This window comes from Viridibacillus sp. FSL R5-0888 (genome assembly GCF_038009105.1).
In the GTDB taxonomy this organism is placed as follows: domain Bacteria; phylum Bacillota; class Bacilli; order Bacillales_A; family Planococcaceae; genus Viridibacillus; species Viridibacillus arenosi.
In genome coordinates, this window is the sequence record NZ_JBBPAU010000001.1 from 3490686 (window position 1) to 3515536 (window position 24851).

Annotated in this window: 24 protein-coding genes; 3 read left to right on the forward strand and 21 right to left on the reverse strand. The window is 35.0% G+C overall.

Going from position 1 to position 24851, the window contains the following annotated elements; genetic code table 11:
• Positions 1-6: 6 nt before the first annotated feature.
• The 15 genes from MKY02_RS17485 to MKY02_RS17555 all read right to left on the reverse strand — a co-directional run bounded on the left by MKY02_RS17485 (position 7) and on the right by MKY02_RS17555 (position 18365).
• Complete coding sequence (locus tag MKY02_RS17485) at positions 7-885, reverse strand: DUF58 domain-containing protein (protein ID WP_246832428.1); 879 nt, start codon at positions 883-885, stop codon at positions 7-9.
• A complete protein-coding gene (locus tag MKY02_RS17490) occupies positions 882-1877 on the reverse strand; it encodes an AAA family ATPase (RefSeq protein WP_076034046.1) in 996 nt (331 codons plus the stop codon). The genes MKY02_RS17485 and MKY02_RS17490 overlap by 4 nt, the downstream gene beginning before the upstream one ends.
• Positions 1878-1889: 12 nt before the next feature.
• Positions 1890-3380 (reverse strand): hypothetical protein, encoded by a 1491-nt coding sequence (locus MKY02_RS17495; protein ID WP_340711571.1) that lies wholly within the window; start codon positions 3378-3380, stop codon positions 1890-1892.
• 12 nt (positions 3381-3392) lie between these two features.
• Positions 3393-4241, reverse strand: a complete 849-nt coding sequence (locus MKY02_RS17500; RefSeq protein WP_038183546.1) for an ABC transporter permease — start codon at positions 4239-4241, stop codon at positions 3393-3395.
• Positions 4238-5167: an ABC transporter ATP-binding protein gene (locus MKY02_RS17505; RefSeq protein WP_076034047.1), complete on the reverse strand. Its 930-nt coding sequence runs from the start codon at positions 5165-5167 to the stop codon at positions 4238-4240. The genes MKY02_RS17500 and MKY02_RS17505 overlap by 4 nt, the downstream gene beginning before the upstream one ends.
• Positions 5164-7548, reverse strand: coding sequence for a DUF7408 domain-containing protein (locus MKY02_RS17510; RefSeq protein ID WP_051448681.1), 2385 nt, complete (start codon positions 7546-7548; stop codon positions 5164-5166). The genes MKY02_RS17505 and MKY02_RS17510 overlap by 4 nt, the downstream gene beginning before the upstream one ends.
• 172 nt (positions 7549-7720) lie before the next feature.
• On the reverse strand, positions 7721-8851 hold the full coding sequence (locus MKY02_RS17515) for an N-acetyldiaminopimelate deacetylase (protein WP_038183541.1): 1131 nt from the start codon (positions 8849-8851) through the stop codon (positions 7721-7723).
• Positions 8852-8864: 13 nt separating this feature from the next.
• Positions 8865-9578 (reverse strand): 2,3,4,5-tetrahydropyridine-2,6-dicarboxylate N-acetyltransferase, encoded by a 714-nt coding sequence (dapD, locus tag MKY02_RS17520; RefSeq protein WP_038183538.1) that lies wholly within the window; start codon positions 9576-9578, stop codon positions 8865-8867.
• Between the two features lie 63 nt (positions 9579-9641).
• Entirely contained in the window at positions 9642-10550 is a 909-nt protein-coding gene (locus tag MKY02_RS17525; RefSeq protein ID WP_038183535.1) for a LysR family transcriptional regulator, read from the reverse strand.
• A 96-nt stretch (positions 10551-10646) separates the two neighbouring features.
• On the reverse strand, positions 10647-11090 hold the full coding sequence (gene cbpB, locus MKY02_RS17530) for a cyclic-di-AMP-binding protein CbpB (RefSeq protein ID WP_038183532.1): 444 nt from the start codon (positions 11088-11090) through the stop codon (positions 10647-10649).
• Positions 11091-11289: 199 nt separating this feature from the next.
• Complete coding sequence (locus MKY02_RS17535) at positions 11290-11532, reverse strand: hypothetical protein (RefSeq protein WP_038183530.1); 243 nt, start codon at positions 11530-11532, stop codon at positions 11290-11292.
• Positions 11533-11592: 60 nt separating this feature from the next.
• On the reverse strand, positions 11593-12360 hold the full coding sequence (gene fadH, locus MKY02_RS17540; protein ID WP_038183527.1) for a 2,4-dienoyl-CoA reductase: 768 nt from the start codon (positions 12358-12360) through the stop codon (positions 11593-11595).
• A 128-nt stretch (positions 12361-12488) separates the two neighbouring features.
• Entirely contained in the window at positions 12489-14516 is a 2028-nt protein-coding gene (locus MKY02_RS17545; protein WP_051448680.1) for a sensor domain-containing protein, read from the reverse strand.
• 195 nt (positions 14517-14711) lie between these two features.
• A complete protein-coding gene (locus MKY02_RS17550; protein ID WP_038183525.1) occupies positions 14712-16823 on the reverse strand; it encodes an RNA degradosome polyphosphate kinase in 2112 nt (703 codons plus the stop codon).
• 3 nt (positions 16824-16826) lie between these two features.
• On the reverse strand, positions 16827-18365 hold the full coding sequence (locus MKY02_RS17555; RefSeq protein WP_340711572.1) for a Ppx/GppA phosphatase family protein: 1539 nt from the start codon (positions 18363-18365) through the stop codon (positions 16827-16829).
• 149 nt (positions 18366-18514) lie between these two features.
• Between MKY02_RS17555 and MKY02_RS17560 the strand changes: the two genes are divergently transcribed.
• On the forward strand, positions 18515-18970 hold the full coding sequence (locus MKY02_RS17560; protein ID WP_038183519.1) for a YkyB family protein: 456 nt from the start codon (positions 18515-18517) through the stop codon (positions 18968-18970).
• A 67-nt stretch (positions 18971-19037) separates the two neighbouring features.
• Here MKY02_RS17560 and MKY02_RS17565 read toward each other — a convergent pair whose 3' ends face one another.
• The 5 genes from MKY02_RS17565 to MKY02_RS17585 all read right to left on the reverse strand — a co-directional run bounded on the left by MKY02_RS17565 (position 19038) and on the right by MKY02_RS17585 (position 23136).
• The gene (locus MKY02_RS17565) at positions 19038-19940 is read right to left on the reverse strand and encodes a chemotaxis protein (protein WP_038183517.1); all 903 of its coding nucleotides are present in this window, start codon (positions 19938-19940) and stop codon (positions 19038-19040) included.
• A gap of 64 nt (positions 19941-20004) precedes the next feature.
• On the reverse strand, positions 20005-21324 hold the full coding sequence (locus tag MKY02_RS17570; RefSeq protein WP_235175715.1) for an MFS transporter: 1320 nt from the start codon (positions 21322-21324) through the stop codon (positions 20005-20007).
• Between the two features lie 226 nt (positions 21325-21550).
• The gene (locus tag MKY02_RS17575; RefSeq protein ID WP_076034053.1) at positions 21551-22420 is read right to left on the reverse strand and encodes an NAD(P)-dependent oxidoreductase; all 870 of its coding nucleotides are present in this window, start codon (positions 22418-22420) and stop codon (positions 21551-21553) included.
• Positions 22421-22661: 241 nt separating this feature from the next.
• Positions 22662-22856: an aspartyl-phosphate phosphatase Spo0E family protein gene (locus tag MKY02_RS17580; RefSeq protein WP_038183512.1), complete on the reverse strand. Its 195-nt coding sequence runs from the start codon at positions 22854-22856 to the stop codon at positions 22662-22664.
• Positions 22857-22947: 91 nt separating this feature from the next.
• Positions 22948-23136, reverse strand: coding sequence for a hypothetical protein (locus MKY02_RS17585; protein WP_340711705.1), 189 nt, complete (start codon positions 23134-23136; stop codon positions 22948-22950).
• A 123-nt stretch (positions 23137-23259) separates the two neighbouring features.
• Between MKY02_RS17585 and MKY02_RS17590 the strand changes: the two genes are divergently transcribed.
• Positions 23260-23448 (forward strand): YkvS family protein, encoded by a 189-nt coding sequence (locus tag MKY02_RS17590; RefSeq protein WP_038183507.1) that lies wholly within the window; start codon positions 23260-23262, stop codon positions 23446-23448.
• A 241-nt stretch (positions 23449-23689) separates the two neighbouring features.
• Positions 23690-24301, forward strand: coding sequence for a CPBP family intramembrane glutamic endopeptidase (locus MKY02_RS17595; RefSeq protein WP_038183504.1), 612 nt, complete (start codon positions 23690-23692; stop codon positions 24299-24301).
• A gap of 59 nt (positions 24302-24360) precedes the next feature.
• On the opposite strand, the gene MKY02_RS17600 is transcribed toward MKY02_RS17595, so the two are convergent.
• Positions 24361-24807, reverse strand: coding sequence for a MarR family winged helix-turn-helix transcriptional regulator (locus MKY02_RS17600; protein ID WP_038183501.1), 447 nt, complete (start codon positions 24805-24807; stop codon positions 24361-24363).
• Between the last annotated feature and the right edge of the window lie 44 nt (positions 24808-24851).

Below are 24851 nucleotides of genomic sequence, written 5' to 3' on the forward strand. Positions count from 1 at the left end.
TTCACCTCACTGTAACCATTTTGCTTTGACTAGTTGATTAAATAGAACGTGTTGGAGCCCGTCTACCACTTGCACAGTTAAATGCTGTACACCATATTTTCTACATATTGTCTCAAGCTCTAATTGATGTTCCTGTTGTTTCTCTTCATATGATCGAATTACATTTTGTGACATTGATACATTTACACTCGATGAAGTCTCAACATCAACTAATCGTACATCCCCAGAGTAAGTTGGTAATTTTTCGTCAGGTGACTGTACTTGGAGAAGTCGAACATCCTTTGCAAATCTCGGCGTTTTACTTAAAAAAGCGCTCCACTTTTCAAGTGGTTCAAGTACATCTGAAATAATTATCAATATCGTTGCATCCTTAGGCAAAGTTTGTAAAGCATGTTCAGCAAAAGATTCGGTGAAAAACGGTTCCGATAAATCTGATACCGTCTTTTCATATGCCCTTTGATAAGTTGCCCCCTTGCGACGAAATGGTGGTGTCGGCTTGTCTGATACATATGAAAATGATAATCGATCATCCTTATTTAACACCATAATGCCTAAAGCGGTCGTTAGCTGTCTTGCGAATAGCCATTTTGACTCCTCACCCATCGATTTCGTTGTATCAAGTACTATATGAACACGCATCTCTTGCTCATCTAAAAAGCGTTTAATAAAGAATTTCTCAGTTCTCGCAAAGACATTCCAATCCAATTGTCGAACATCGTCACCTGGATGATATTCTCTGAAATCAGAGAAATCTAGTGATGCTCCAAATCGTTGTGACCGATTCGCTCCTTTATGATGTCCACGTATTTTTGTAGCTGTATTTAAAGACAACCGGCGAATTTTACTAGCCCATTCATTTGGCAGCAAAAAATTTGATTGCATCATACAACTTGCCCTTGCTTCATTTTTTCAAGTAAAGTATTTAGTACATCGTCAACTTGTAAGCCCGCAGCCTCTCCTTCGTAATTGAGCATTATTCGATGGCGGAGAGCTGGTTTTGCTACAGTTTTTATATCTGCAATAGACACATGATAGCGACCATTAATTAGTGCACGTGCTTTTGCAAGTTTTACAATACTTTGCAATCCACGAGGACCACTACCATACTCGATAAACTGTTTCACTTCATCAATCGTATCAGGACTATCTGGATGCGTAGCGACAACTAAATCTACCGCATAAGAAAGCATATCATCAGCTATGATTACCCCTTTCACCATTTCTTGTATTTCAACAATTTCTGTATCGTTCATTATTTTTTGTAGTTCAATTGAAATGGAACCTGTCGTTCTTTTCATGATTTCCATCAGTTCTATTTTTGATGGAGTAGGGACTAGTATTTTACAAAGGAAACGGTCCATTTGCGCTTCTGGTAAAGGATAAGTTCCTTCCATTTCGATTGGATTTTGTGTAGCTAATACAAAGAATGGTTTTGCCATTTTCTTTGTATCACCAAGAACAGTTACTGTTTTTTCACCCATTGCCTCTAGTAGTGCACTTTGAGTTTTTGGCGTTGCACGATTAATTTCATCGGCTAATACCATTTGACTGAATATAGGCCCTTTTTGGAAAGAGAAGCGCTGATTTCCATCTACTGAACGTTCAATAACACTCGTACCTGTTATATCTGTTGGCATTAAGTCTGGCGTAAATTGAATACGTGAAAACGATAAGTCAAGAACTTCAGAAATGGTTCGGATCAACATCGTTTTCCCTAACCCTGGAAGTCCTTCTAGTAAAGCGTGGCCATCAGCAAGAACAGCAAACATCGTATAATCGATTGCCTCTACCTGCCCAACGATAAAGCGACCAATTTCCTCTCGAACAACTTGTAATTTTTCACTCATCGCTACATATTGCTCCGGTGTGTATGACATGGATATCCTCCTCTATTTGTTTTCAATCGTAGAAAAATAATTTTGAACAATATTCTGTAATTCTTTTGGTAATTGCAGGCGATCTGTTGTTTGGAAATACGAATCTTTATAACTTCCAACGACTTCTTCATAAGGTCGTATTGATCCTTTGTGAACTGGGCCCTTTTCTGTTTCATGAATTTCTGCAGCACTGCCCTCACCCATTTTACCGGAGTCTACTGATGTTTCCCCTTTACTGCCAATACGATCTGGAATTGCTAGCAAATTACGATTGCCTTGACCAATTCCTGCCCCCTGACCAGTGCTTGAACCTGAACCATCGCCTTGACCTTGACCTTGGCCTTGACCTTGGCCTTGACCTTGGCCTTGGCCTTGGCCTTGACCTTGGCCTTGACCTTGGCCTTGGCCTTGGCCTTGACCTTGGCCTTGACCTGGGCCTTGGCCTTGGCCTTGACCTTGACCTTGACTTTGATTTTTTCCATTCTGATTAGGGCTACTTTGCGTATTTGATTGAGATGTACTACTATTTTGTGAGCTACTTCCATTTTGATTAGAACTCTGACTAGCATTGCTATTTGAAGTAGCCGATTGATTTTGATTTTGAACATTAGTTTGCTGATTTTGCAACGCCGATTGAAGGGATTGAGATAGTGGCTTTCCCTGTTGACTCATCGCAGTTTGTGCATCCTTCGCCTTATTCATCAATAAGTCATTCGCTTTTTGCAAATCGGCTAATTCTTTCATTTCCGCCTCTGATAATCCATTTCCTTTGCCCTTTTCATTGCTTTTGGCTATTTCCTTTTTCTCTATTAATTGCTGCTCTTTTAATTGTAATTCCTTTTGCTTTTTCACGAGCTCACGCAACGCTTCTTCAGATGTTTTCGTTTCTTTTAGCTTTTCCTGTAGCTTCGCTAGTTCTTTTTTTACTTCTTCTGATTTTGCCTTTTTCTCAAGCTTTTTCACTTCTTTTTTCATGTCTGAAATGATCTTATTTTCTTGCTCTGCATCTTTTGCAGCTAATTGCGTTGTTGCTGGAAATAAAGTAAGAGCGAAAATCGCAACGGCTATTAAAAAACTACCTAATATGAAGGGTACGTTCAGAATTTTCTTCTCTCTTGCTTTAAATTTGAGTAACGCTGTTTCAGCATGTTCATCTGTCTGTTTCAATAAATGTTGAAACAATGGCGTCGATGTATCGTCTACCGAAAAAACTGCTCGTAATTGATTATGAGGAAAATAGCCATCAAGTGCATATATTGAATGCTCTTTTGATGGCTTCGTCCACAAAATATAAAGTACCCAAGAAACAAAAATTACGGTAGCTACTATGAATGCAATTTGTGAATAGTAAGGAAAAACAAAGAATCGAGAAACGATCATTAATATAAAACTAACACTCAATGCGACTAGTAGTCCCAACTGAATTTTAGTAAATAAATGCTCAAGAAAAAGGCTCGTTTTTGCCTTTTTCAATGCGTGTGCTAAACGACTTTGACCGTTCATCGATTACCCTCCTCATTTCGCTTTTTTCATGTTAACACGTAGTCTCTTGATTGCTATAAACAGACAGACAAAGGTTACAATTGAATAGAAAATTAAATAACCTGCCCAAATTGGAAAATGAATCTTCGTCACTTCATAGAAACTCTCCAACATTTCAGGGCTAATGAGTGTCATCATTAAAGCAATTGGATTAATCGTACCCCAAAAATAAGCAAAAATTGATGGGTTACTTGTCACACCCGTTGTGCTTGAAACATTCATCTGCACTGAGATTAAAAAGAAAAACGCCGTAACACCTGTTAAAAATAGCATCGATCCATACGTTACTATCATAGAGAGAATAGTTTTCCTAAGTATTGTCGAGAACATGACTCCAATACTTCCTATAGCAAGCATTGTCAAAATCAAAAATGCGAAGATAACAAGTAATTGTGTAGGTGAAACGCCACCAAATAAAAACACTAAACTATAAATTGGTAACCCTGCAATTAATAACAGTATTAAAAAAACGATGGATGAGCTCATTTTCCCAAAAATGATTTGGAAAGAAGATTGCGCTGTCGTTAGGAGAATATTTAACGTTTGTTTTTCACGTTCAGAACTAATTGAACCGGCTGTCATACCCGGCGTAATGAACAATGTTAAAGCTAGTTGGACAAAGGTCAACAAACTAAATAAAAGTACGCTTTCTTGCGAATTAATAAAACCACTTAAATTAAACTCCATTGATACAAAAATGAAACCAAAGACAAATATGCTAAGTGCTAGTAAATAAAACATGATGCCTGAAAAGCTTTTAAAGGCGCGGAATCTTAGCTTAAGTTCTTTTATAAGCACTGGATTAGTGAACAACGATCTCATTCTTCATCCACTCCCTTCGTAATAGCCATAAAGACATCTTCTAAATCTTTTTCTTCTTCCGCAAATGATAATATAGGAATATTTGCAAGTACTGCTTTTTTCAACAGTTCCATTTGCTCTTCATCTGAACCTCGATAACGGAAACTTAATTGCTGTTCACCTGTTTCAATTCCTGTTACAAAAGGATCTTCCTCAAAGAAACTTATAGCTTTTTCAAAACCATTTTTCAGCTTTACAGTCAATACTTTTTCACCTTGTAATCGTGTTTGAATAGCTGAGACTGATCCATGAGCTATTAATTTCCCATTATCAATAACACCAATTTCATCACACATCTCCGCAAGCTCAGGGAGGATATGCGAAGAAATTAAAATCGTCTTACCCATTGATTTTAGCTGTTTCAAAATATCCCGCATTTCTATTCGAGCACGGGGGTCTAGACCCGATGCCGGTTCATCCAAAATAAGAACTTTAGGATCATGAATAAGTGTTCTAGCTAAACAAAGACGCTGCTTCATACCGCGTGATAGTACATCTACATATTCATAACGTTTATGTGTTAAATTGACTAGTTCTAATAGTTGTGGAATTAACTTCTCACGCTCCGCTGCTGGAATACCATAACTTGAACCAAAGAAATCTAAATATTCATCTGCCTTCAATTGGTCATAGACACCAAAGAAATCCGGCATATATCCAATTAGTTTACGAATCTCCTCAGATTGTTTCGTTACACTTTTACCATTAATCCATGCATCACCAGCTGTTGGTTGCAGCAATGTTGACAAAATAGAGAATGTCGTTGACTTACCCGCCCCATTTGCTCCAACAAAACCAAATACTGTACCTTCACCAATTGAGAGATCCAGTCCTTGTAAAGCATAAAAAGAACCGTATTTTTTTGTTAACCCTTTAATTTCTATCATTCTTGGACCTCTCCTTTCAATTGCAATTCTGGTAACACAGTCCTCGGATCATTATATTTCCCTACATTCTTTATTAATTTATAAACAACTTGACCATCTTTTGAAATATATTGCGATACGTCTTTATCTACTATAGATCTTGCATCGGATACTTCTTCAAACTTATCTTTTTTCACATTATATAAATTGATTGTTAAAGTTTGCATATCGGTATTGGCTAGTTGTAATTCTGTCCATTTCACTTTCTTATCTAAAATGGAATCAGGTATTGTCCAATTCACATCATATTCTCCATCATCAAGATACCAAGAATTATTATCCTCAAAGGTTTGTTCAACGTACCCGCCCATCGTTGAATTAATCTCCTTAGTCATTGCGTTTGCAGGTAATACGAATTCACCAGATAAATTTGTTTTGGGATTAAAATTTTGGACAATTAAATTCAATGAAGATCTCTCAGCTTTTTGCGTTTTTAATTCAATTGGTAACAGCGCTTCATCTACCCATGCCACAATGGCTGGTTGATCATTATCAACTAACATTTGATAAGCTAAGTTTTGAGCACTCTGCTGTCGATTTTTTATAAGCTCTTTTTTATTTTTTGCTGGTTCTACTCCTACCATGCCCATTTGCATAGGCGGTAATAATATAGACCCATTAATTGTTTGAGTTACTTTTAATGTCTCATCTGGTTCAATATCACCTAGTTCCAACCACTTTACACCTGACCAAATTGAAACATCCTTAATTTTAAATGGGAAGTTATTTTTAACTGTACCTTTCACAGCCCCATTTTCTACGTCTAACTGGATATCTAAACGACCAATATCTTTAATTTGCGTATGACCAACCAAGCTATTTACAGCCCAATACCGGCTATTTCGAATCGTCAAGGATTGATGGTCGGCATATTGTTCCAACACCGCCTTTTGATGTACATCATTTAAGCTTTTGAAACCTGAATATGTAGTAGACATAGTCATTGATGTATCTTTTGGTGCCGTAAATTCAAAATCACCACTGCGATTTGATAACAATGCTGATGCATAGATACCTGATAAGCTATTATCCCCATTAACTTTAAATACAGCAGTTTGCTGAATTTGCGGATTTAATAGACGATCTTTTGCCCCGTACCAAAAGATGAACAATGAAGTGACAATTGCTAATACGGGAATAATCCACCATGCATGTTCTCGTTTATCTTTATTTTTTAGTAAGAAATAGAGTACTGGTCCTAAAATGAATATATATATAACAACAATCACTAGTAATAAAATAGCAGAGACTTGGAATGATGGAAAAATCTCATTTTGACTGACTAATTCCCAATTCATTTGACTTATTGTTGATTGTAGCGACTGGTTATTAACTTTCAAAGGAACTATTTTTTCAAGAAGTTTTGTGTAATCATCTTCTTTTGCCAAAGGAGCATTTCCTAGAGAAAAGGCCGTTTGAATAACCTCCCCCTTACCAACAGCAAGTGTAGCAACAAGCGGAGATTGATTTGCTTCTAATACCATTTCTGCATTTTCATTTAATTTGGCTTCGTAAGCTGTTACGTTTTCTTTAAAATTACCGCCTTTTGTTAACTTTCTGAGTGTCTCTTTAGATACTGTTCGCTCTTCGCCTAAAGTCAACGGCAAATATTCTTTCAATAAACCAACTTCGGCATCTACGTTAATAGAAGCTCCGATAATTGCTTTACCACCATTTTTCACCCATTCAATAATGGCTTGTTGTTGTTCTTCTGATAAGTCAGCTAATTTATATTCGTCAATGACAAGTACATCCCCCGCTGACCAAGACGCTGCTTTTGATGGTATTGTGAAGTTAGTTAACTGTGCAACATCTATTACTTCCATTCTAGTTGCATTATTTTTGCCGAGTTTAGTGAAGCCTAATAACCGATCCGCATTACTTGTTAATGTGAAAACAATTGGAATATCGGCTTCAAGTAGTTGTGGATTGATATTTGCTTTACCAGTGTACTCAATAGATTTCCCCTTTTTCCAACCACCTTCATAAAAATGAATCATTTGTTGATTTGATCCATTCCCAATGTAAGCATCAGAAAACTGTTCGAATGCTACTTCTATCGACTTCGTTTCATTTTCTCCAATTTCTACAGGGATAGCGATACCACTACCAGTATTATAGTCCTGCATTGAGTCAATAACGATATCGCCAGAAAATGCTGTTCCTGTATTCTTGACTGTTATTGTAAGAGGTAATCCTCTGTTATATTTTCCTTTATTTGCAAATCCAACTGATGTCTTCACATCAAGCTTTGGTGCCGCAAATGCTTCCATTTGAATACCTGGTAAAAAACTAAATATTAATAAAAAACATGAGACCAATAGTAATAACCTACTTCGCAATGGAAATTCCCCCCTCTTTCTTCTTTTAAATTAATACGTTTTTTTAGTAATTTGGTTGCATAGATAACAAAAATATATATTTTTACAAAACAAGGAAAATATTTCTTATTATTTAAAATGATCTTTTAATACGCAAAAAACCTATAGTGCAAAATTACACTATAGGTTTTTATTATTTATAAACAGTAAATGAACGTAAAAATTGTTCTACAAATTGTATATTAACATTAACTAATTCTTCATCTGGTTGTATAGCAGAATGATGAAGACCATATGGCGTATTTGCTCCTGTCCAGAACATAGCACCTGGTAAGTCTTTTAAAAAGAATCCAAAATCTTCGCCAGTCATTGCTGGTGGGCATTCATAAGCTACAACCCCAGGAAACTGCTCGGCAAAGCGTAGTAAATCATACGCACAGTGCTCATCATTTTCCACTTGATAATAAGATGAACCATAATCAATACTTACTTTACATTCATATGCTATTTCAGTCGCTCTACAAAGTGCTTCTATACGCTTTTTAATCAACTTCATCGATTCTGCCGACATCGTTCGAATTGTACCCTCTAGCCGTGCATCTTCAGCAATTATATTCTGAACAGTACCCGAAGTCATCTTACCTATCGTTACTACAGCGCTATCTAAAGGATTTATATTCCGACTGACGATTGTTTGAAGTTGAATCATTAGATTAGCAGCTGCTACTGTCATATCTCTCGTATTATGAGGATATGCCGCATGTCCACCTACTCCCTTTAAATCGATAAAAAGCTCAGAGGTATTTGCAAATAGCATACCTGGTCTAGTTGCGATAGTCCCCACAGGATATTCAGGAGCGATATGTAAGGCGAAAATAGTATCAGGTACTAAATCAAGTCTTTCTCTTTGTAGCCATTCAAGCATAGGCTTTGCACCACCTGGACCTTCTTCAGCTGGTTGGAAGTATATAATTACAGTGTTTTCTGGTTGATTTTCTGAAAAGGCCTGTACTAACCCTAATGCGATAGTCATATGGAAGTCATGGCCACAAGCATGCATAAAACCTTGATGCTCTGAAGAATAAGCCAATCCTGTATTTTCTGAAACCGGTAGACCGTCAATATCCGTTCGCCAACCAATTTTCAACTGTGGATTTGAGCCATTAATCGTCACAATAATACCCGTTCGCCAAACGTCAATTTGAATATATGGTTTCCACAATTTTTCAATGATCGTGAGTAAATACTTTTGAGTTTTTTCTTCCTTAAAACCAACTTCCGGAATTTTATGTAGCTCTCGTCTAATTTCCAGTAAACTTTTCATCTTATACACCTGCTTATAATTTACGAAGATCTTGCATAATTTCAGTTTTTGATTTTGTTTTCTCATCAATTTCTTTAATGACTTTTGCTGGCATCCCTGCAACTACTGTATACGGTGGCACATCTTTAGTAACGACTGCTCCTGCTGCAACTACAGCACCTTCTCCTACCCTACAGCCTTCTAAAACAACTGCATTAGCACCAATCATTACTCTATCTTCAATAATAACTGGAGATGCGGAAGGTGGCTCGATTACACCCGCTAACACAGCTCCTGCTCCAATGTGACAATCTTTTCCTACCATTGCACGCCCGCCTAATACAACATTCATATCAATCATTGTACGATCGCCAATTTCAGCTCCAATATTAATGACACTCCCCATCATAATGACACAATTATCTCCTATAGTAACTAGATCACGGATAATAGCGCCAGGCTCAATACGAGAGTTGATACCTTTTAAGTCAAGAGTTGGTACCGCAGAATTTCTTCGATCATGTTCAACAACAAAATCGGCAATTTGTGCTTCGTTAGCTACTAAAGCTTTTTCAATTTCTGCCCATTCGCCAAATACAACAGCTGAATTACCTTCACCAAAAACTTTACTTCCCTCACCAAATGAAAGCTCTGCTACTTTTTCACCTTTTACATAAACTTTCACTGGTGTTGCTTTTTTTGCATTAGCTAAATAAGCAATAATTTCTTGCGCGTCTAATTTCTGCATTGGTTACGTCCTCCTACTATTCTGAAAATATGGACTAATTGTACACGAAAAATAATAGTGTTGTCATTTCTTTTCTTCTGCACTATTCGAATAATCATAAAGACATTCTGCGTGTTTTTTCACAAGGTCTACAAATGCTGCTACTTGGCGCAATTCAAAAGAAGATTCATAACCAATAAGCCATGTATCGCGTGTTAACTCAAACTCCTCTTCATTATTCGTCAGGGGGATCGTATTAACATCCTCATGCCCACTTAATGTAATAGAAGGTAAAATAGCGTATCCAATTCCGTTCAATGCCATTTGTTTGCAAGTCTCAATTTGATCTACCGTAATTTGCCGACGAGGATTAGACTTAAAATGACGTTGCCACCATTGTTGTATTTCCTGATAGTAATTAGAATCACTTTTAAATTGAATAAATGGACGATCTGTTTCGAAAACTTCATCAATCTCTTTAATTTCTTTATCAACTAAGTACAACGTATCACGGAACAAGTGAATCTTCGAGCCTTTCCAATCTGTATGTCCACGCACTATACCTACATGCGCCTCTCCTTCATAGAGAGATTTAACAATTTCTGAGCTCCAACCTGTGATCAGTGAAATTTTAGCCTCGGGATATTGTGTCATGAAATCTTTCAATACTTTCGGTAACCAAGTATGCCCTACAATCGATGCACATGCTATTTTCAATGTTCCGTGTACTTTCGAATTCAACGACTGAATCATTTCATAAATTTCTTCTTTTTTTGAAATTGTATCAATCGCATATTGTATGACTAACTCCCCTGCTGGTGTAGGTGTTAATCCTTTTTGAGAGCGTAAAAACAACTGTGCTCCCCAATCTTTTTCAATGGATTGTAAACGTTGAGAAAGTGCAGGTTGGGATAAAAATAAACGTTCAGCTGCTTTTCTCATATTGCCTTCCTCAGACAATACTTTTACAATTTGAGCTTCTGTTGTTGTCATCGAAAAGTAACCTCCTGTTCGTCCATATATGGCTTAAATCATTTATTATAAATAAAGAAGGCCCCATTAATGGCGACCTTCTTTCATTTTGTCATATTAAGAATTGAATTGATAGATGTGTTTTTTTAGCTGTTTTAATATTACACGACGTGTCATAATCCCCATAAAGGTACCTTCATCATCAATTACGCATAAAAATGCATGATTAATTACAAGGTCTAACGCTCTTTGGAAATTATCCCCAATGTTTAATGTAGCCACTTTCTTATCCATTATTTCATCTACTTTAATATCTGTTAATCTCTCATACTCTATATGTTCCATTCCCAAAATTGGTTCTGTGATCATACGCATGCTTAGCATGCCATGCAGACGGTATTTTGCATCAAGCACAGGTATAGACGAATAGCCAGTTTTCGTTAGGACAAGCAAGGCGTGCTCTGCATTATTCCCCATTTGAACATGTGCAACTTTCTCAGAAGAAATGATAAAATCAGTAATTGGCATTTCAAGGAACTCTCTGCTATTTAAGGACATCATAGTATTCTACTCCTTTTTCTGTTCCTCGTTTTAGAACAGCAAAATACTTATTAATCATATCACAGTCCCTCATAAAATTTCCATTTCTACAAATAAATTTTTAATACAACATAATATAAATCCGCAAAATTGTATATTAATACAACTACACTAATAAAAAGATGTGAAGAGGGAATACTAAATATCCCTCTTCACATCTTTATATCCATTGGTATTTCACGATATTGTAAAAAATTACAATGAAAACAAAAACAAAAGCTAGGCCATATACCCAAATAATTGGATTAAGCATCGTTGGATTATCTTTAACAGCTTGACTAATCGGTTGATCATTATTATGAACAGCTTGTTGCTCCATTTTCGCAATGCGTCTCGTATAAGCATACCCGATACCGCAAATAATTAATATTACTCCCATTAATGGCCAAGTCCACGTATCCATAGCGTCACTTCCTTCTTACTTGTTTCGCTAAGTATGTGCATTAATTTGCTATTTTAGTCCCTAGAATGGATACTGATTTAAGTGTTGTCCACCATCAAGGGTGACAACTTCCCCATTCATGTAAGATGCCTTATCTGACATCATAAACGTTGCTAAATCAGCAATTTCTTCCGGTTTTCCTAATCGACCAAGTGGCACTGACTGTAATGTACGCTTCGCTGCTTCTTCAGATTGCCATAACTTATCAGCTCCGCCAGTTCTTTCAATCGGCCCAGGAGCAATTGCATTAATTCTGATACCATACTGTCTTCCCCATTCAACCGCAAGTGTTCTAGTTAAAGATAATACGCCAGCTTTTGCTGCTGCTGAATGAGCAACTCCTGGACCAGCATCCCACGCATATGTTGCGACCATATTAAGAATGGAACCTTTTATTTTGTTATCCATCCAATACTTTCCTACTTCTTTTGAACAATAAAATGTGCCATTTAATACGATATCAATAACAGATTTCCATCCATTAGGTGATAAATCCTCAGCACGAACGATAAAGTTTCCTGCAGCATTATTTACCAGGCCGTCTACTTGCCCAAAGGTATCTACTGCAAACTTTAACATTCCTGTAACATGCTCAGGTTGCCTTACATCCATTTGGAAGATGGCAATATTGTTCCCGTCTCTTGAAATTTCATCCTTTGCGTTTTTTAGACGCTCTAAATCACGACCTGTAATGACAACGTTTGCACCTTCTTCTACAAACGTCTTTGCCATGTATTTCCCCATTCCATTTGAACCGCCTGTGATAATAATTGTTTTCCCCTTTAACAATTACGATTCCCCCTTTGAATGAATATTCATTCATAATTTTACCATACTTCGGAATTGCTGTCTTTATTTCGGAATAAAAATAAAAACCTTAATGGTTGTTAGCTCATTAAGGTTTGCATTTATTATGTCTAACAAAAATACATTTCGGTAATACTTTCAATCGGCACTGGTCTGCTAAAATAGTAACCTTGTGCCTTTTCACAATTTACTTCTTTTAAGATTTCTACATGATCTTTTTTCTCGACACCTTCAGCAATTACTTTCATACCTAAACTATGTGCAAGATGAATAATTGTTTTTGCTATTGCTTCATCTTTTTCATCTTGTTCAATTTCCTTAATGAAAGACTGATCGATTTTTATAATATCAATTGGGTATCTTTTCAAATAGCTAAGAGAAGAATATCCTGTCCCAAAATCATCAATAGAAATAATTACACCCATTTTCTTTAGTTCTTCTAAAATTGTAAGAGTTTCATGGATATTTGTCATTGAACTTTCGGTAATTTCAAGTTCTAAAGATTGCGGGTTTAATTCATATTTGTAAATATATTTTCTAATAGCATTAGCGAAAGCTTCTTGTTTAAATTGCTTGGATGAAATATTAACCGCAATTCGAACATCTATAAATCCTTTAATTTGCCATTCTTTTAACTGAATACATACTTGATTTAGAACCCAATCGCCTATCTCTAAAATGAGCCCAGAGTCTTCTGCAATGGGAATGAATACACTTGGAGGCACTAAACCAAACTTTGGATTATTCCATCTTAGTAATGCTTCAAAACTATTTATTTTCCCAGTATCTAGATCCACTTGGGGTTGATAATGTATTGATAATTCGTTTTTTTCAATCGCACGTCTAAGATGAGATTCCATTACTGCCCCATTATTAGAAGTGTCAAGCATTTTGCTATGATAAAAACGAAATGTTGAGGGTCCTCTCTCTTTTACGTACCTTAGTGCTTGATCTGCCTTCTTTAGTAACACATCAAATTCCACTCCATCTGATGGGTACATAACACCACCGATAGAACCTGAAATATTCAATTCTAGCTCATCTATACAAAAAGGCTTTTTGAATAGTGCTAATACCTTTTCAGCAAAGTTTTCCGTATTATTGACATCTGATTGTTGTAAAAGAAAGATAAAATCATCACCATTTTGTCTATAGATTTGGCTATTAGCATCTGACAGAGTAGAGAGTCTTTGCACAACTTTCTTTAACAACTCATCTCCTTTATTGAAGCCGATAGAGTCGTTGATCTTTTTAAACCGATCCAAATCTAAAAGAATTATCGCCATCTGATTACCCCGACACTTGGCAATTCTTTCTTCTTCTTTAAAATGCTCCTGTAATGCGTGTTTATTCCAAATGCCTGTTAATTGATCGTGATATGACAAGTAAAAAACAGTCTTACCAGATTCACTATGCCTTGATATATCGCGCAATATAAGTTGTATTTCTTTTACTTCATTATTATCAATAATTGGGATACTTTTTACGTATACCACTATTGTTCTACCCTCGACATTTTTAATACTACATTCGTTTAATTCTATAGGTTGCTTTTGCTCGAGTGTTTGCTCTATCAATTTCAACAGTTTTAACTTATCTCGCTTGGATACAAGTTCTAAATAAGGCAGTTTTATTAAAGCATCTTGTTTATATCCAAATATAGAAGTTGCAGCTCTATTACTATTTATAATTTGCCCACTTTGATTAATCGTAATGACAGGATCTAAATTGTGATCCATTAGCGAACAATACATTTCATTACTAATCACTTTAGTAAATGACAAATAAATTACTTTGTGTTGTGTCGTTGTATCTGCAATCACACCAACATTAAAGGTATGTAGTATCGTTTTCTTCCTTATTGTGATCTGCTTATTATATGGTTCTATCACTTCACCTTTTTGTAATAGGAAATCTTCTAGATTAGTTCCCATTTGAAGTGTAAAAAATGATGATGCAAGCACTTTATGTTCAAATGTATGTTCAAAAAAAGTTTTGAACGATTCATTTACGTATGTAATCCAATATTGATTGTTTGAATCTTGCTCTATTAACATTGTCATGGATTCCGGATACAACCTTGAAAACTTTTGTATAAAATCTAGAAATTGTTGAGGACTCAATGATGAATTATACATATAATGCCTCCATTAACAGAAGTAGTCTACTATGTATTATCATAATTGATTTTTATTCGATTGAATACAATTTTATTTATTCTTTTATATCTATTGGTATATTATCTATATTGGATTTTAAAAAAGGATATTTCAACTAAGGGAAGAAGACTATCGTCATATTAACAAAAGTCTTCGTTTATAGAATATAATGCATTATTCTTCATCTATTAGGACACGGTATGCTTCTTTTAAGAAGATTTCCTGACTGTTTATACATTTATCTCCATCTTTTTTCTCGTTATAATAGTAAACACCATTCTCATCTTGAATGCGTGCCTTAACATTATCACGGAACTGAGTCTTAATAGATTTCATAATACGTTTTTTTATTTCAGTATCAAAAATTGGGAATAGTATTTCTACACGTTTAATCATATTTCTTGTCATCATATCTGCTGAAGATAAGTATAATTTATTTTCTCCATTATGATGGAACCAATATATACGTGCGTGTTCAAGAAAACGCCCAACAATGCTTATCACTGTAATATTTTCACTAATCCCTTTGATACCCGGGCGTAAACAACATATCCCACGGATAATTAAATCTACTTTTACTCCCGCAATTGAAGCTTCATACATTTTCATAATCAGTTCTTTATCGGTTAATGAATTCATTTTCGCTCGGATATGTCCTTTACCATACTTCAAATGATAATTGATTTCGTCATCAATTAATTTGATAAATTCAACTCTAATATCATTAGGTGACACCACAATGTGATGGAAGTTTGGCTTCTCCGTATATCCACTTAGAAAATTAAAGAAGTTCGTCGCATCAATTCCAAATTTCTTTTTCGTCGTTATAATACCCATATCCGTATAAATTTTCGCTGTTGCATCGTTGTAATTTCCTGTTCCTAAATGGACAAAACGCTCAATCTTGCTTTGTTTTCTTCTCACAACTAGCGTGATTTTTGAATGTGTTTTTAAATTATGCATACCATAAATAACTAGACAACCTGATTGTTCTAATTCCTTTGCCCAGTGTACATTGTTTTCTTCATCAAATCGTGCTTTTAACTCCACTAGAACTGTTACTTGCTTTCCATTTTCAGCAGCGAGCTTTAATGCTTGAATTACTGGTGAATTGCCACTGACACGATATAATGTTTGCTTAATGGCTAAAACACTGGGATCATTCGCAGCTTCCGTAACAAATTCCACGATAGGAGTAAAAGATTCATATGGATGATTAAAGAAGATATCCTGAGTTAACGCTTTCTCAAAGATATTTTCATCCGACCTTAAATCTTGAGGTGGCTGAGGAATGAAACTTTCATATTCTAAATGCTCTCTGCCTTCACCTACAAGTTTTACAAATGAAAACAGAAATGTTAAATCTAAAGGGCAATCTACACTATACACTTCCGCTTCCCAATCTTCTAATTCGTTCAGCAGAAATTGAAGTACTCCTTTATCCATTTCTCCTGTACGAACTTCTAGTCGAGTAAGGGCACCCCATTTACGCTTTTTCAATTCTTTTTCAATTTCTAAAAGTAAATCACGTGCACCTTCTTCATGAATAGTTAAATCTGCATTACGTGTTAGTCGGAAAGATTGTACAGATTTAACATGATAACCATAAAACAATTTATTAATATTAGCACTAATTATATCTTCAAGAAGTACCACTGAGATTTCATTCCCTTTAGATGGTACTTGAATGAAACGTTCTAAAACAGATGGTACTTGGACAACTGCTACTTTTTCACAAAACTCTGGCTCTACATTGTCTTGTTCTAAAAGTATTATCATATTTAAAGTTTTACTGATTAATGTTGGAAAAGGGCGATACGCATCAACTGCTACAGGTGTTAACACTGGAAATATTGTCTCTTCGAAATATTCATTGATAAAATTAGTCTGTTCTTCATTTAGCTCTACTATTTTACGCGTATGAACATTCTCTTTTGGTAATAGTTTTTTCATTAATTCTTTATAAATTGCTGTTTGTCTTGAAACAAGTGCTTGAGTTTTCTCAGAAATCCGAGCTAATTGTTCCTTTGGTGTTAAACCTGATTTATTCTCCGGTTTATGAAATCCAGCTTTCACCTGATCTTGTAACCCTGCTACACGTACCATGAAAAACTCATCCAAATTTGAACTGAATATCGCCAAAAATTTCAATCTCTCAAGTAATGGATTTTGTGCATCCTCTGCTTCCTGTAACACGCGTTCATTGAATGCTAGCCAACTTAACTCACGATTGTTGTAGTATTCTGGTTTTGTAATTTCTGTATGCTTAACTTGGACTAATTCCATTGTTTACCCTTCCTTTTCTATAAAGTGTAGTGTTACTTCCCCTTTAAAAATTCGATTTAAATGCTTCTTTTGGCGGTTGGCTTGATACATTTCTGCCATAGCATTACCTTTTGTGAAAATCTTTAGTTTTACATTATCGCCCGATTGTTCCATAGCAATCGATTCGACAATATTTCGTTTCGAGGCATCTAATGCATAGACAAATTTAAGTAACGCTCCGATATCACGCATTTTTTTAAACTCATCCTTCGAAAACCACTCCATAAATGGTTCCGAATAACGGCTGAAATCATCCTTGTTCTTGTAAGAAGCAATTAACGCTAAACGAACACGCTGACCATGGTTTATCCCATCAATTGAGCGATTGGACAGCAAGTAGAATGTATGTTGACTAGCTGCATCAACTTCAATGTACTCTCCTATATGAAACAATCTAGCGGCTTGCTTCAACATATGTAAATCTTCTGCATTATACAAAAATGCCCCTATTTTACAAACTTCAAAATAAGCAATTTCCGTCAGTTGTACAAAATGAGCCGTCTTTTCTAAAGGTTTATCAAATTCTGCAGCTAAAAATTTTGTACTCCTCTCAAAAACATTGTATTTGTTAAAAGCTGTAGGATTGTCCTTTAGTATGCGATCAATTACCAGACCTTCACGTAATCCTTTTCTACTAAATTGAAATGTTTCACTACCCACAATATCCATCAACGCTTGAAATACTATAATCACAGGTGTAATAATATCTGCACGATCACTTGAAAGTCCATCAAGTTGTTTTAATTCTTCGTATGTCAAAGATGTTACTTCGCGGCTAATATTTGTGAAGTCCTCTTTCGTCATCTCATATTGGTGGATACCTGAAATAGGATAATCCTTTTTACGTTGATCTAGCTTTGCCATGTTACGAGCACTTCCTCCAATACCGATAACAGGCAACTGAGCATCTTTTAGCCATAGCAATGTCTCAAAGTTACTTTTTGCAAATTCATAAATCTTTTCGCCATCCTCATTTGTCATTGTGTCACCTTGGATAAATTGTTGCTTTAAGGACACGGATCCAAACGGAAAACTATGAGAACACTGCAGTTCTTTATCTTTAAAATAGGTTAACTCAGTACTACCACCCCCAATATCGATTGTTATAGCTGATGGTGTTTCTAATGTATGGGTAACAGCAAAATAGCCAAAATACGCCTCCTGCTCACCTGATAATAACTCTATCTTTATCCCTGTATTGTTCCACATACGCTCAATAATTTCGGAACTATTTTGTGCTTGACGAATTGCAGCAGTTGCAATGGCTCTTAGATCTACTATGTGATAATCATTTAAAATGTCTTTAAAGAAAAGCAATACTTGTTCAAGTTCCTGTACACCTTCTTCAGACATTACATTATCTACTTGTAAATAATTTCTCAGACGGGCTACCGATTTAATATTTTCTACTTCCTTTAAGCCTCTTAGCGGATCATACGTATAAAGTACAAGTCGGATTGTATTTGAGCCGATATCTATAATAGCTGTTTTAAAATAAGTCATTTGGGGCACATCCTTAGAATTTTTCTTGTCTCTCTATACAACGGAGAGTAATATTGGTATTATAATGTATATTATAAATTGAATGCTCTGAATTTTCTTCTAAACACAATCAATTACAGACATTAACTTAAGTAGAAAGGCGGTATTTTATGCAAAGAGAATATTGTGATGAACAACTAGCTACTGCTATTTATACTGTAAATAGACACGCAAAAACTGCACCAGACAACAAACCTCTTTACGAGCTGAAACGCCTTGCACTTGAGAAAATGATTCTTGACAGTAGAGCGAAAAAAATTGGTTTACATTTTGTAAAAAATCCTCGTTTTAGTAAGCAACAATCATCAGTACTCATTCAATGCGCAGATTACTATTTCCATACTCTACCGAAAAAAGATGACTTTGCTTCATTACCCCATCTAGGACATCTTGATGACAGCTATCGTAACCCCCAACGTAAAATGAGCTTAAACACAGCTAGAAATGTATTAAAAGACTATTTAGGAATAAAAACCCAACAAATAGTAAAAAAAGGAACGGGTAGTAGTTCAAATCCCAAAAAGAAGCCTATAATTAATAATACAAGTTATTTCTACGGACATTAGATGCTCTAATAATGATAAAACCGGATTCCTCATTTATTAAGGTATCCGGTTTTTTGCATTCATATACTTATAAGATATACTGATCTATTTTTAAGATGAGCTCGGCAATCTCTGGTTTACTGATTTGATCTTCAGCCCCGACTTGATCTCCTTTATGTCTTAAATCATCTGTTATTAAACTAGAGAAGATAATAACAGGTAATTTTGACAATACGGGATGGGTTTTAATTTGTTTTGTTAAATGATGACCATCCATTTGTGGCATCTCAATGTCTGTTACGACTAATTGCACAACCTTCGAAACATCATTTTCTTTGTCTGCTAAAGCCAATAAATAATCTAAGGCGTCTTTCCCATTCTCGAAGAATTCTATATTCATATAACCTGCTTCATGCATAGTATCGTGCAATAATTTGCGTAGTAAAGGTGAATCCTCCGCTATAACAATTTTCTTCTCTGAACGATTACGATCACCTAGTTTTTTTACAGACTCTACACTAATACCCGAATCAGGGTTAATATCTACCATAATTTTCTCAAAGTCCAATAGTAGCAGCATTAAATCATCTTGTTTAATCACTCCGATGACTTGCGAACCACCACCCTGGTACATATCAGTAGGCTTTTCTATTTGATTCCATGAAATACGATGAATCATAGTTACATTATCAACATGGAAGACAACGCGTTGTCGATTAAATTCTGCAACAATATATTTTTGTTGCTCATTAAAAACACCAGATAATCCTAAAACTTTTTTCATATCTACAACTGGTAATACTTCTCCACGTAATTGAATTATTCCTTCAACATGTGGATGAGCATGAGGTATAAATGTAACTGGAATTGGTTGTATAATTTCTTTTACTTTAATAACATTAATACCAAATTTATTGGAACCTACTTCAAACTCAACAATTTCAAGTTCATTTGTTCCACTTTCTAGTAAAATACCCTGACTTTCTGCCATTAGGTAAGCCTCCTTGAGTCACACTTTTCTTTATTTCAATTGTAACATACAAGGGCCATTACTCCTATACGGATTTAGTGACATTCGGGCGAACTCTTATGTGAATGATCAGGCCAATTATAGTTAATACAATCAAAGTTGACAAAGCTATACGGCTAGCAAGAGTTCCATAGTCTTTTAGTAACAACGTCACCGTTCCATAAATAGCAGGACCTATAATTGATGATACCTTCCCAGAAAAAGCGAATAATCCAAAGAACTGCCCTTGTTTTTCTTTTGGGCTAAGTTCGATAATATATGTTCGAGATGTTACCCACATGGACCCTAGAGAAACGCCAAACATACTTCCCGCAATCCAGAACATCCATTGCTTTAATGCAAATACCGCGATCACAAGGGATACAATCATTAACAATGCTACATAAGTTATCGCTCTCTTAGCACCAACATTTTTAGTAATGTATCCAAATACTAGTGAACCAACAATAGTGGATACAGTAGATACTAAGTAGAGAATGATAAATTGCCCGGAGGAAAAACCTACAATTGCAGTTGCATAGACAGCCATCATCGCAATGGTGGTTGCAATTGCATCATTTAAAAAGAAATAAGCAATCATAAAAGTGAAAATAGCTTTATAAGCACGCATCTCTTTAAATGTTTTTATTATTTCTTTATAGCCAGATAAGAAAGAATTAACTTTCCGTTGTTCCTTAGGAATTGGTTTATCTTTGTTAATAAAAAATAATGGTAATGAAAAAATCAAATATAATACCGCTGTAGGAATGAATGCACGATGGAAATCTCCATCACTTACAAATGGATAAACTAGCAAGCCAACAATCGTACCAAAATAACCAACCGCTACTCCATACCCAGATATAAGAGGCATCTCTTCTTTTGTTCCTAAATCTGGCATCATTGCATCATAAAATACTAAGCTAGAATTAAAGAAGAACTTTGCTATAACAAAACTTACAACAACTAAAAACAGACTCATAGGTACTCCACCAAATGTAATTTCTGTCTGCCAGTAACTAAATATCCCCATCATAAAAGTGAAGATTATGGAAATCGATGAAAACCATACGATAAACCTTTTTTTGAGCCCAGTATTATCAATCCATACTCCAAAAAGCGGTGAGAATATTACTAAGAAAAGGCTCGCTATAGCATTTGCATAGGAGATAAAAGTACTGGCAACTTGTTGCTTTACTTCATTTGTTCCAAGTATTTCATCCATATAAAACGGGAAAAATACCGTATTAATATTGGATGAAAAAATAGTATTCGCAAAATCATAAAATGCCCAAGACAATATAGGTAACGATAAATATATTCCCCATGGACCTCTTAATATGGATTTCTGAGACCCTACATTCATCATATCAACCCCCATCTTTATAACTATTCCATATTGAAAGAAGAATGTCCTGTATTTCAAAATAAATTTACAAAAACCTTACATTCAATTGTCGAGTTTCCTACCCAAATAATCGAACAATGTCATATTTTAATTATTTCTTCATATATATGTTGATAGAATTATTGATATTAATAATTAAAAACCGCTACTGTGAAAAATTCACAGAGCGGTTTTTGGACCAGTGTTATTTATAATAGTGAATCAATGCTTGTGTACCATTATCCTCATAACCTTTACTAGCTATTTCATCATACATTTTCTTTGCAAGTGAGAGACCAGGTAAATCTAATTGCATTAGCTCTGCCTCTTGTAAAGCAATCTTCATATCTTTTATAAAATGCTTTACATAAAATCCAGGAGCTAAATCCTCCTTCACTATACGAGGTGCTAAATTACTTAATGACCACGAACCAGCTGCTCCTGAAGAAATAGAAACCAAGACATCTTCAATATCAAGACCTGCCTTTTTACCATAAGTAATTGCTTCACATACACCAATCATATTTGTTGCAATCGCTATTTGATTGCACATTTTTGTATGTTGACCTGCACCGGCCTTTCCTTGATAAATAATATTCGTTCCAATCAGATTAAATAGCGGTGTAATTTTATTAAATACTTCGCGTTCTCCACCCACCATAATCGAAAGCGTTCCATTTTGTGCACCGATATCACCGCCTGAAACAGGAGCGTCTAAAGCCTCCATATGTAGTGATTTCGCATGATCAGCAATTTTTTTCGCTAAAGTTGGCTGGGAAGTCGTCATATCAACGACGATTAAACCTGCTTGTCCATTTCTAAATATTCCACTTTCATCGAAATATACTTCTTCAACATCTTGCGGATAACCAACCATCGTGAAAACAATATTTGATTGACTAGCTACTTCCCCAGCCGTCTGAAACCAATTTGCTCCTAATTCAACAAGTGGTAAAGCTTTTTCCTTTGTTCTTGTATAAACATTTACAATATGTCCTGCATGCAAAAAGCGCTTAATAATGCTGGAACCCATTACCCCTGTACCTACAAATCCAATATTCCATTGTTCAGCCATCAAAATTTCCTCCATTATTTATATATATACTTTTTATTGTATCAGATAATTTTCCGAATTGTATGTCTTCTATTATATACTCACAAAAAAAGACAGATGCATTAGCACCTGCCAAAGAAAGGGGGAAATGAGATTGTTGCTGTGTTCATAATTATTATTTCCTTTTAACATAATTTTAAACCTATTCTTTTAAATAATTAGAAAATTCACTGAAAATAAAAAAGAGCACTAGGAATTTTCCCTAATGCTTAACATTTTCCATTGTAAAATTATAATCATTCATCTTGTCGACATTCTGAAGTTGATAAATATTTAATAAATGATCTAGCTTTTTACTCAAGCGGATGGTTTCGATATTTGAAAAACCATGTTCAATTCCAGAACGGATCATCATTTCTCTTGTAGATTCTAATTTTTTTAAGATGGAATCAGACATTTACCATCCTCCTCTCAAGCTAAATTCTGTTCATTATTATACTATTATTCCCACTTTTTCGGAGAAGAAACTTTCGACATTTTTCGACAAGCTAGCTCCTCGCGACTTCCATGTATTGATAAATAACTTGACCGCCTTGTTTTGCCACACCACGGAAATGTTTGAAGTCTTCTCTCTTCACTAGAACTTCTCTAAAGGCATAAAATTCATCTTTATCAACCGTGATATCTTTTCTAGTACCATTTTTTAATTCGTCCAACATATCATTATATGAATTCACTACATAATCTTCCTTTTTCTTTGAAATTTTCTTTTTTTTAAAAATAATAATAGAAAATACTTTACCTCAGACGTATTTTCGTGCAAACTGTAAAGTATTAGTAGGTGAAGGAGCTGAATTTCTATGAAAATCGCTGAAATCGGAAATATCATTGAATTTAACGACGGTCTACAAGGCATTGTTGAGAAAGTAAATGAAAACTCTGTTATCGTCAACCTTACTTATATGGAAAATTTCAACAGCCTAGAAGTTGAAGAAAAAACAGTGGTCAATCACAAACGTTATAAAATATTATACAGTAACGAAGTTTAAAAAATTGTTCAATGCCCCCTATGAATACATATGTAACATATACGACATACTTATAGCAATTACTATTCGTTAACAGTATACTTTACTAGACATTGGGCATCTAAAACAATACAATGGTTGTATTTGAGTCTGCGCCGTCCCTCAGAATCTGAAGGACGGCGTCTCTTTTGTACAAATGCTAAAAATATGTTAAAAAAGAGTAAAGACCTTCTTATATATCAAGTTGGAGGTGATTATTAATATGAAGAAGCACACGAATATTTTAGTGCTTATTCTTTCATTGGTATTCATATACGTTCTGCTATACTTTAGTTTCGATCAAAAAGCTGTATTTTGGTATCTATATACTTTTACAATGCTAATTGGTATGGCTTTTGCATTTGCATTTGGAAAAATTGAAGACAAAATCAAAACGTGGGAATACTTACTATTTGGAATAGGTTTTGGAACGATTATATATGGCCTATTTGCATTAGGTTACCGTTTACTACCTTTCCTATCAGAAGAACTTCTGACAACTGTACATCAATTTATCAAAACATTCGGTCCTAGTACTTTATGGCACTATATACTACTCATTTTGATTATTGCTACCGCGGAAGAATTATTCTGGCGTGGTTATGTACAACAACAACTAAAACAGTATATGAAGATGCCTTATGCTGTTATTCTAGCAGCAAGTTTATTTGCGATGTCGCTTGCAGTAAGTGGCTTCTGGTTAGGTGTATTAGCTGCTTTCATAACTGGCATTATTTTTGGTTTCTTATATGAATGGAAAAAAAGCATGCCGATTATCATTGTCGCTCACCTTGTCATGATAACACTATTATTCCTATTATTTCCACTATATTGATTTTTAAACTATCAAAAAACCAATCGATCCAAAATCGATTGGTTTTTTTCTAATTTCTTTTAATAAGATAAATCTTTTATAGATAGACCCATTTTTTTCAATAATGCAATTGCTTGATCTTTTTCTTCAGGCGAAAGGGCATTTGTAAGCTCGTATAATTGTTCCTCATGTCTTGGGAACAATTCATCCATAAAAGCTTCTCCTTCAGGCGTAATTTCAGCATAGGTGATACGACGATCTGATGGACAAGATATACGATTTAAGAAACCTCTTTTTTCCAATTTATCAATTACATACGTAATTGAACCACTTGCTAAAAGAATTTTATTTCCTATTTTCTGTAATGGTTGTCGTCCCTTGTGGAAAAGTAGCTCCAAAACCGCAAATTCTGTTGGGTTAAGTCCATTATCTTGAAAAAATTGATTTGTGCATTCATTTATTGCTTTATTTGCTCTCGATAAAACAATAAATAGTTTTAACGATTGTTTTATTTCCTCTGATGTCATTTCAATTCATCCTTCATATCCATTATCTTGATTTAAAGCTATTA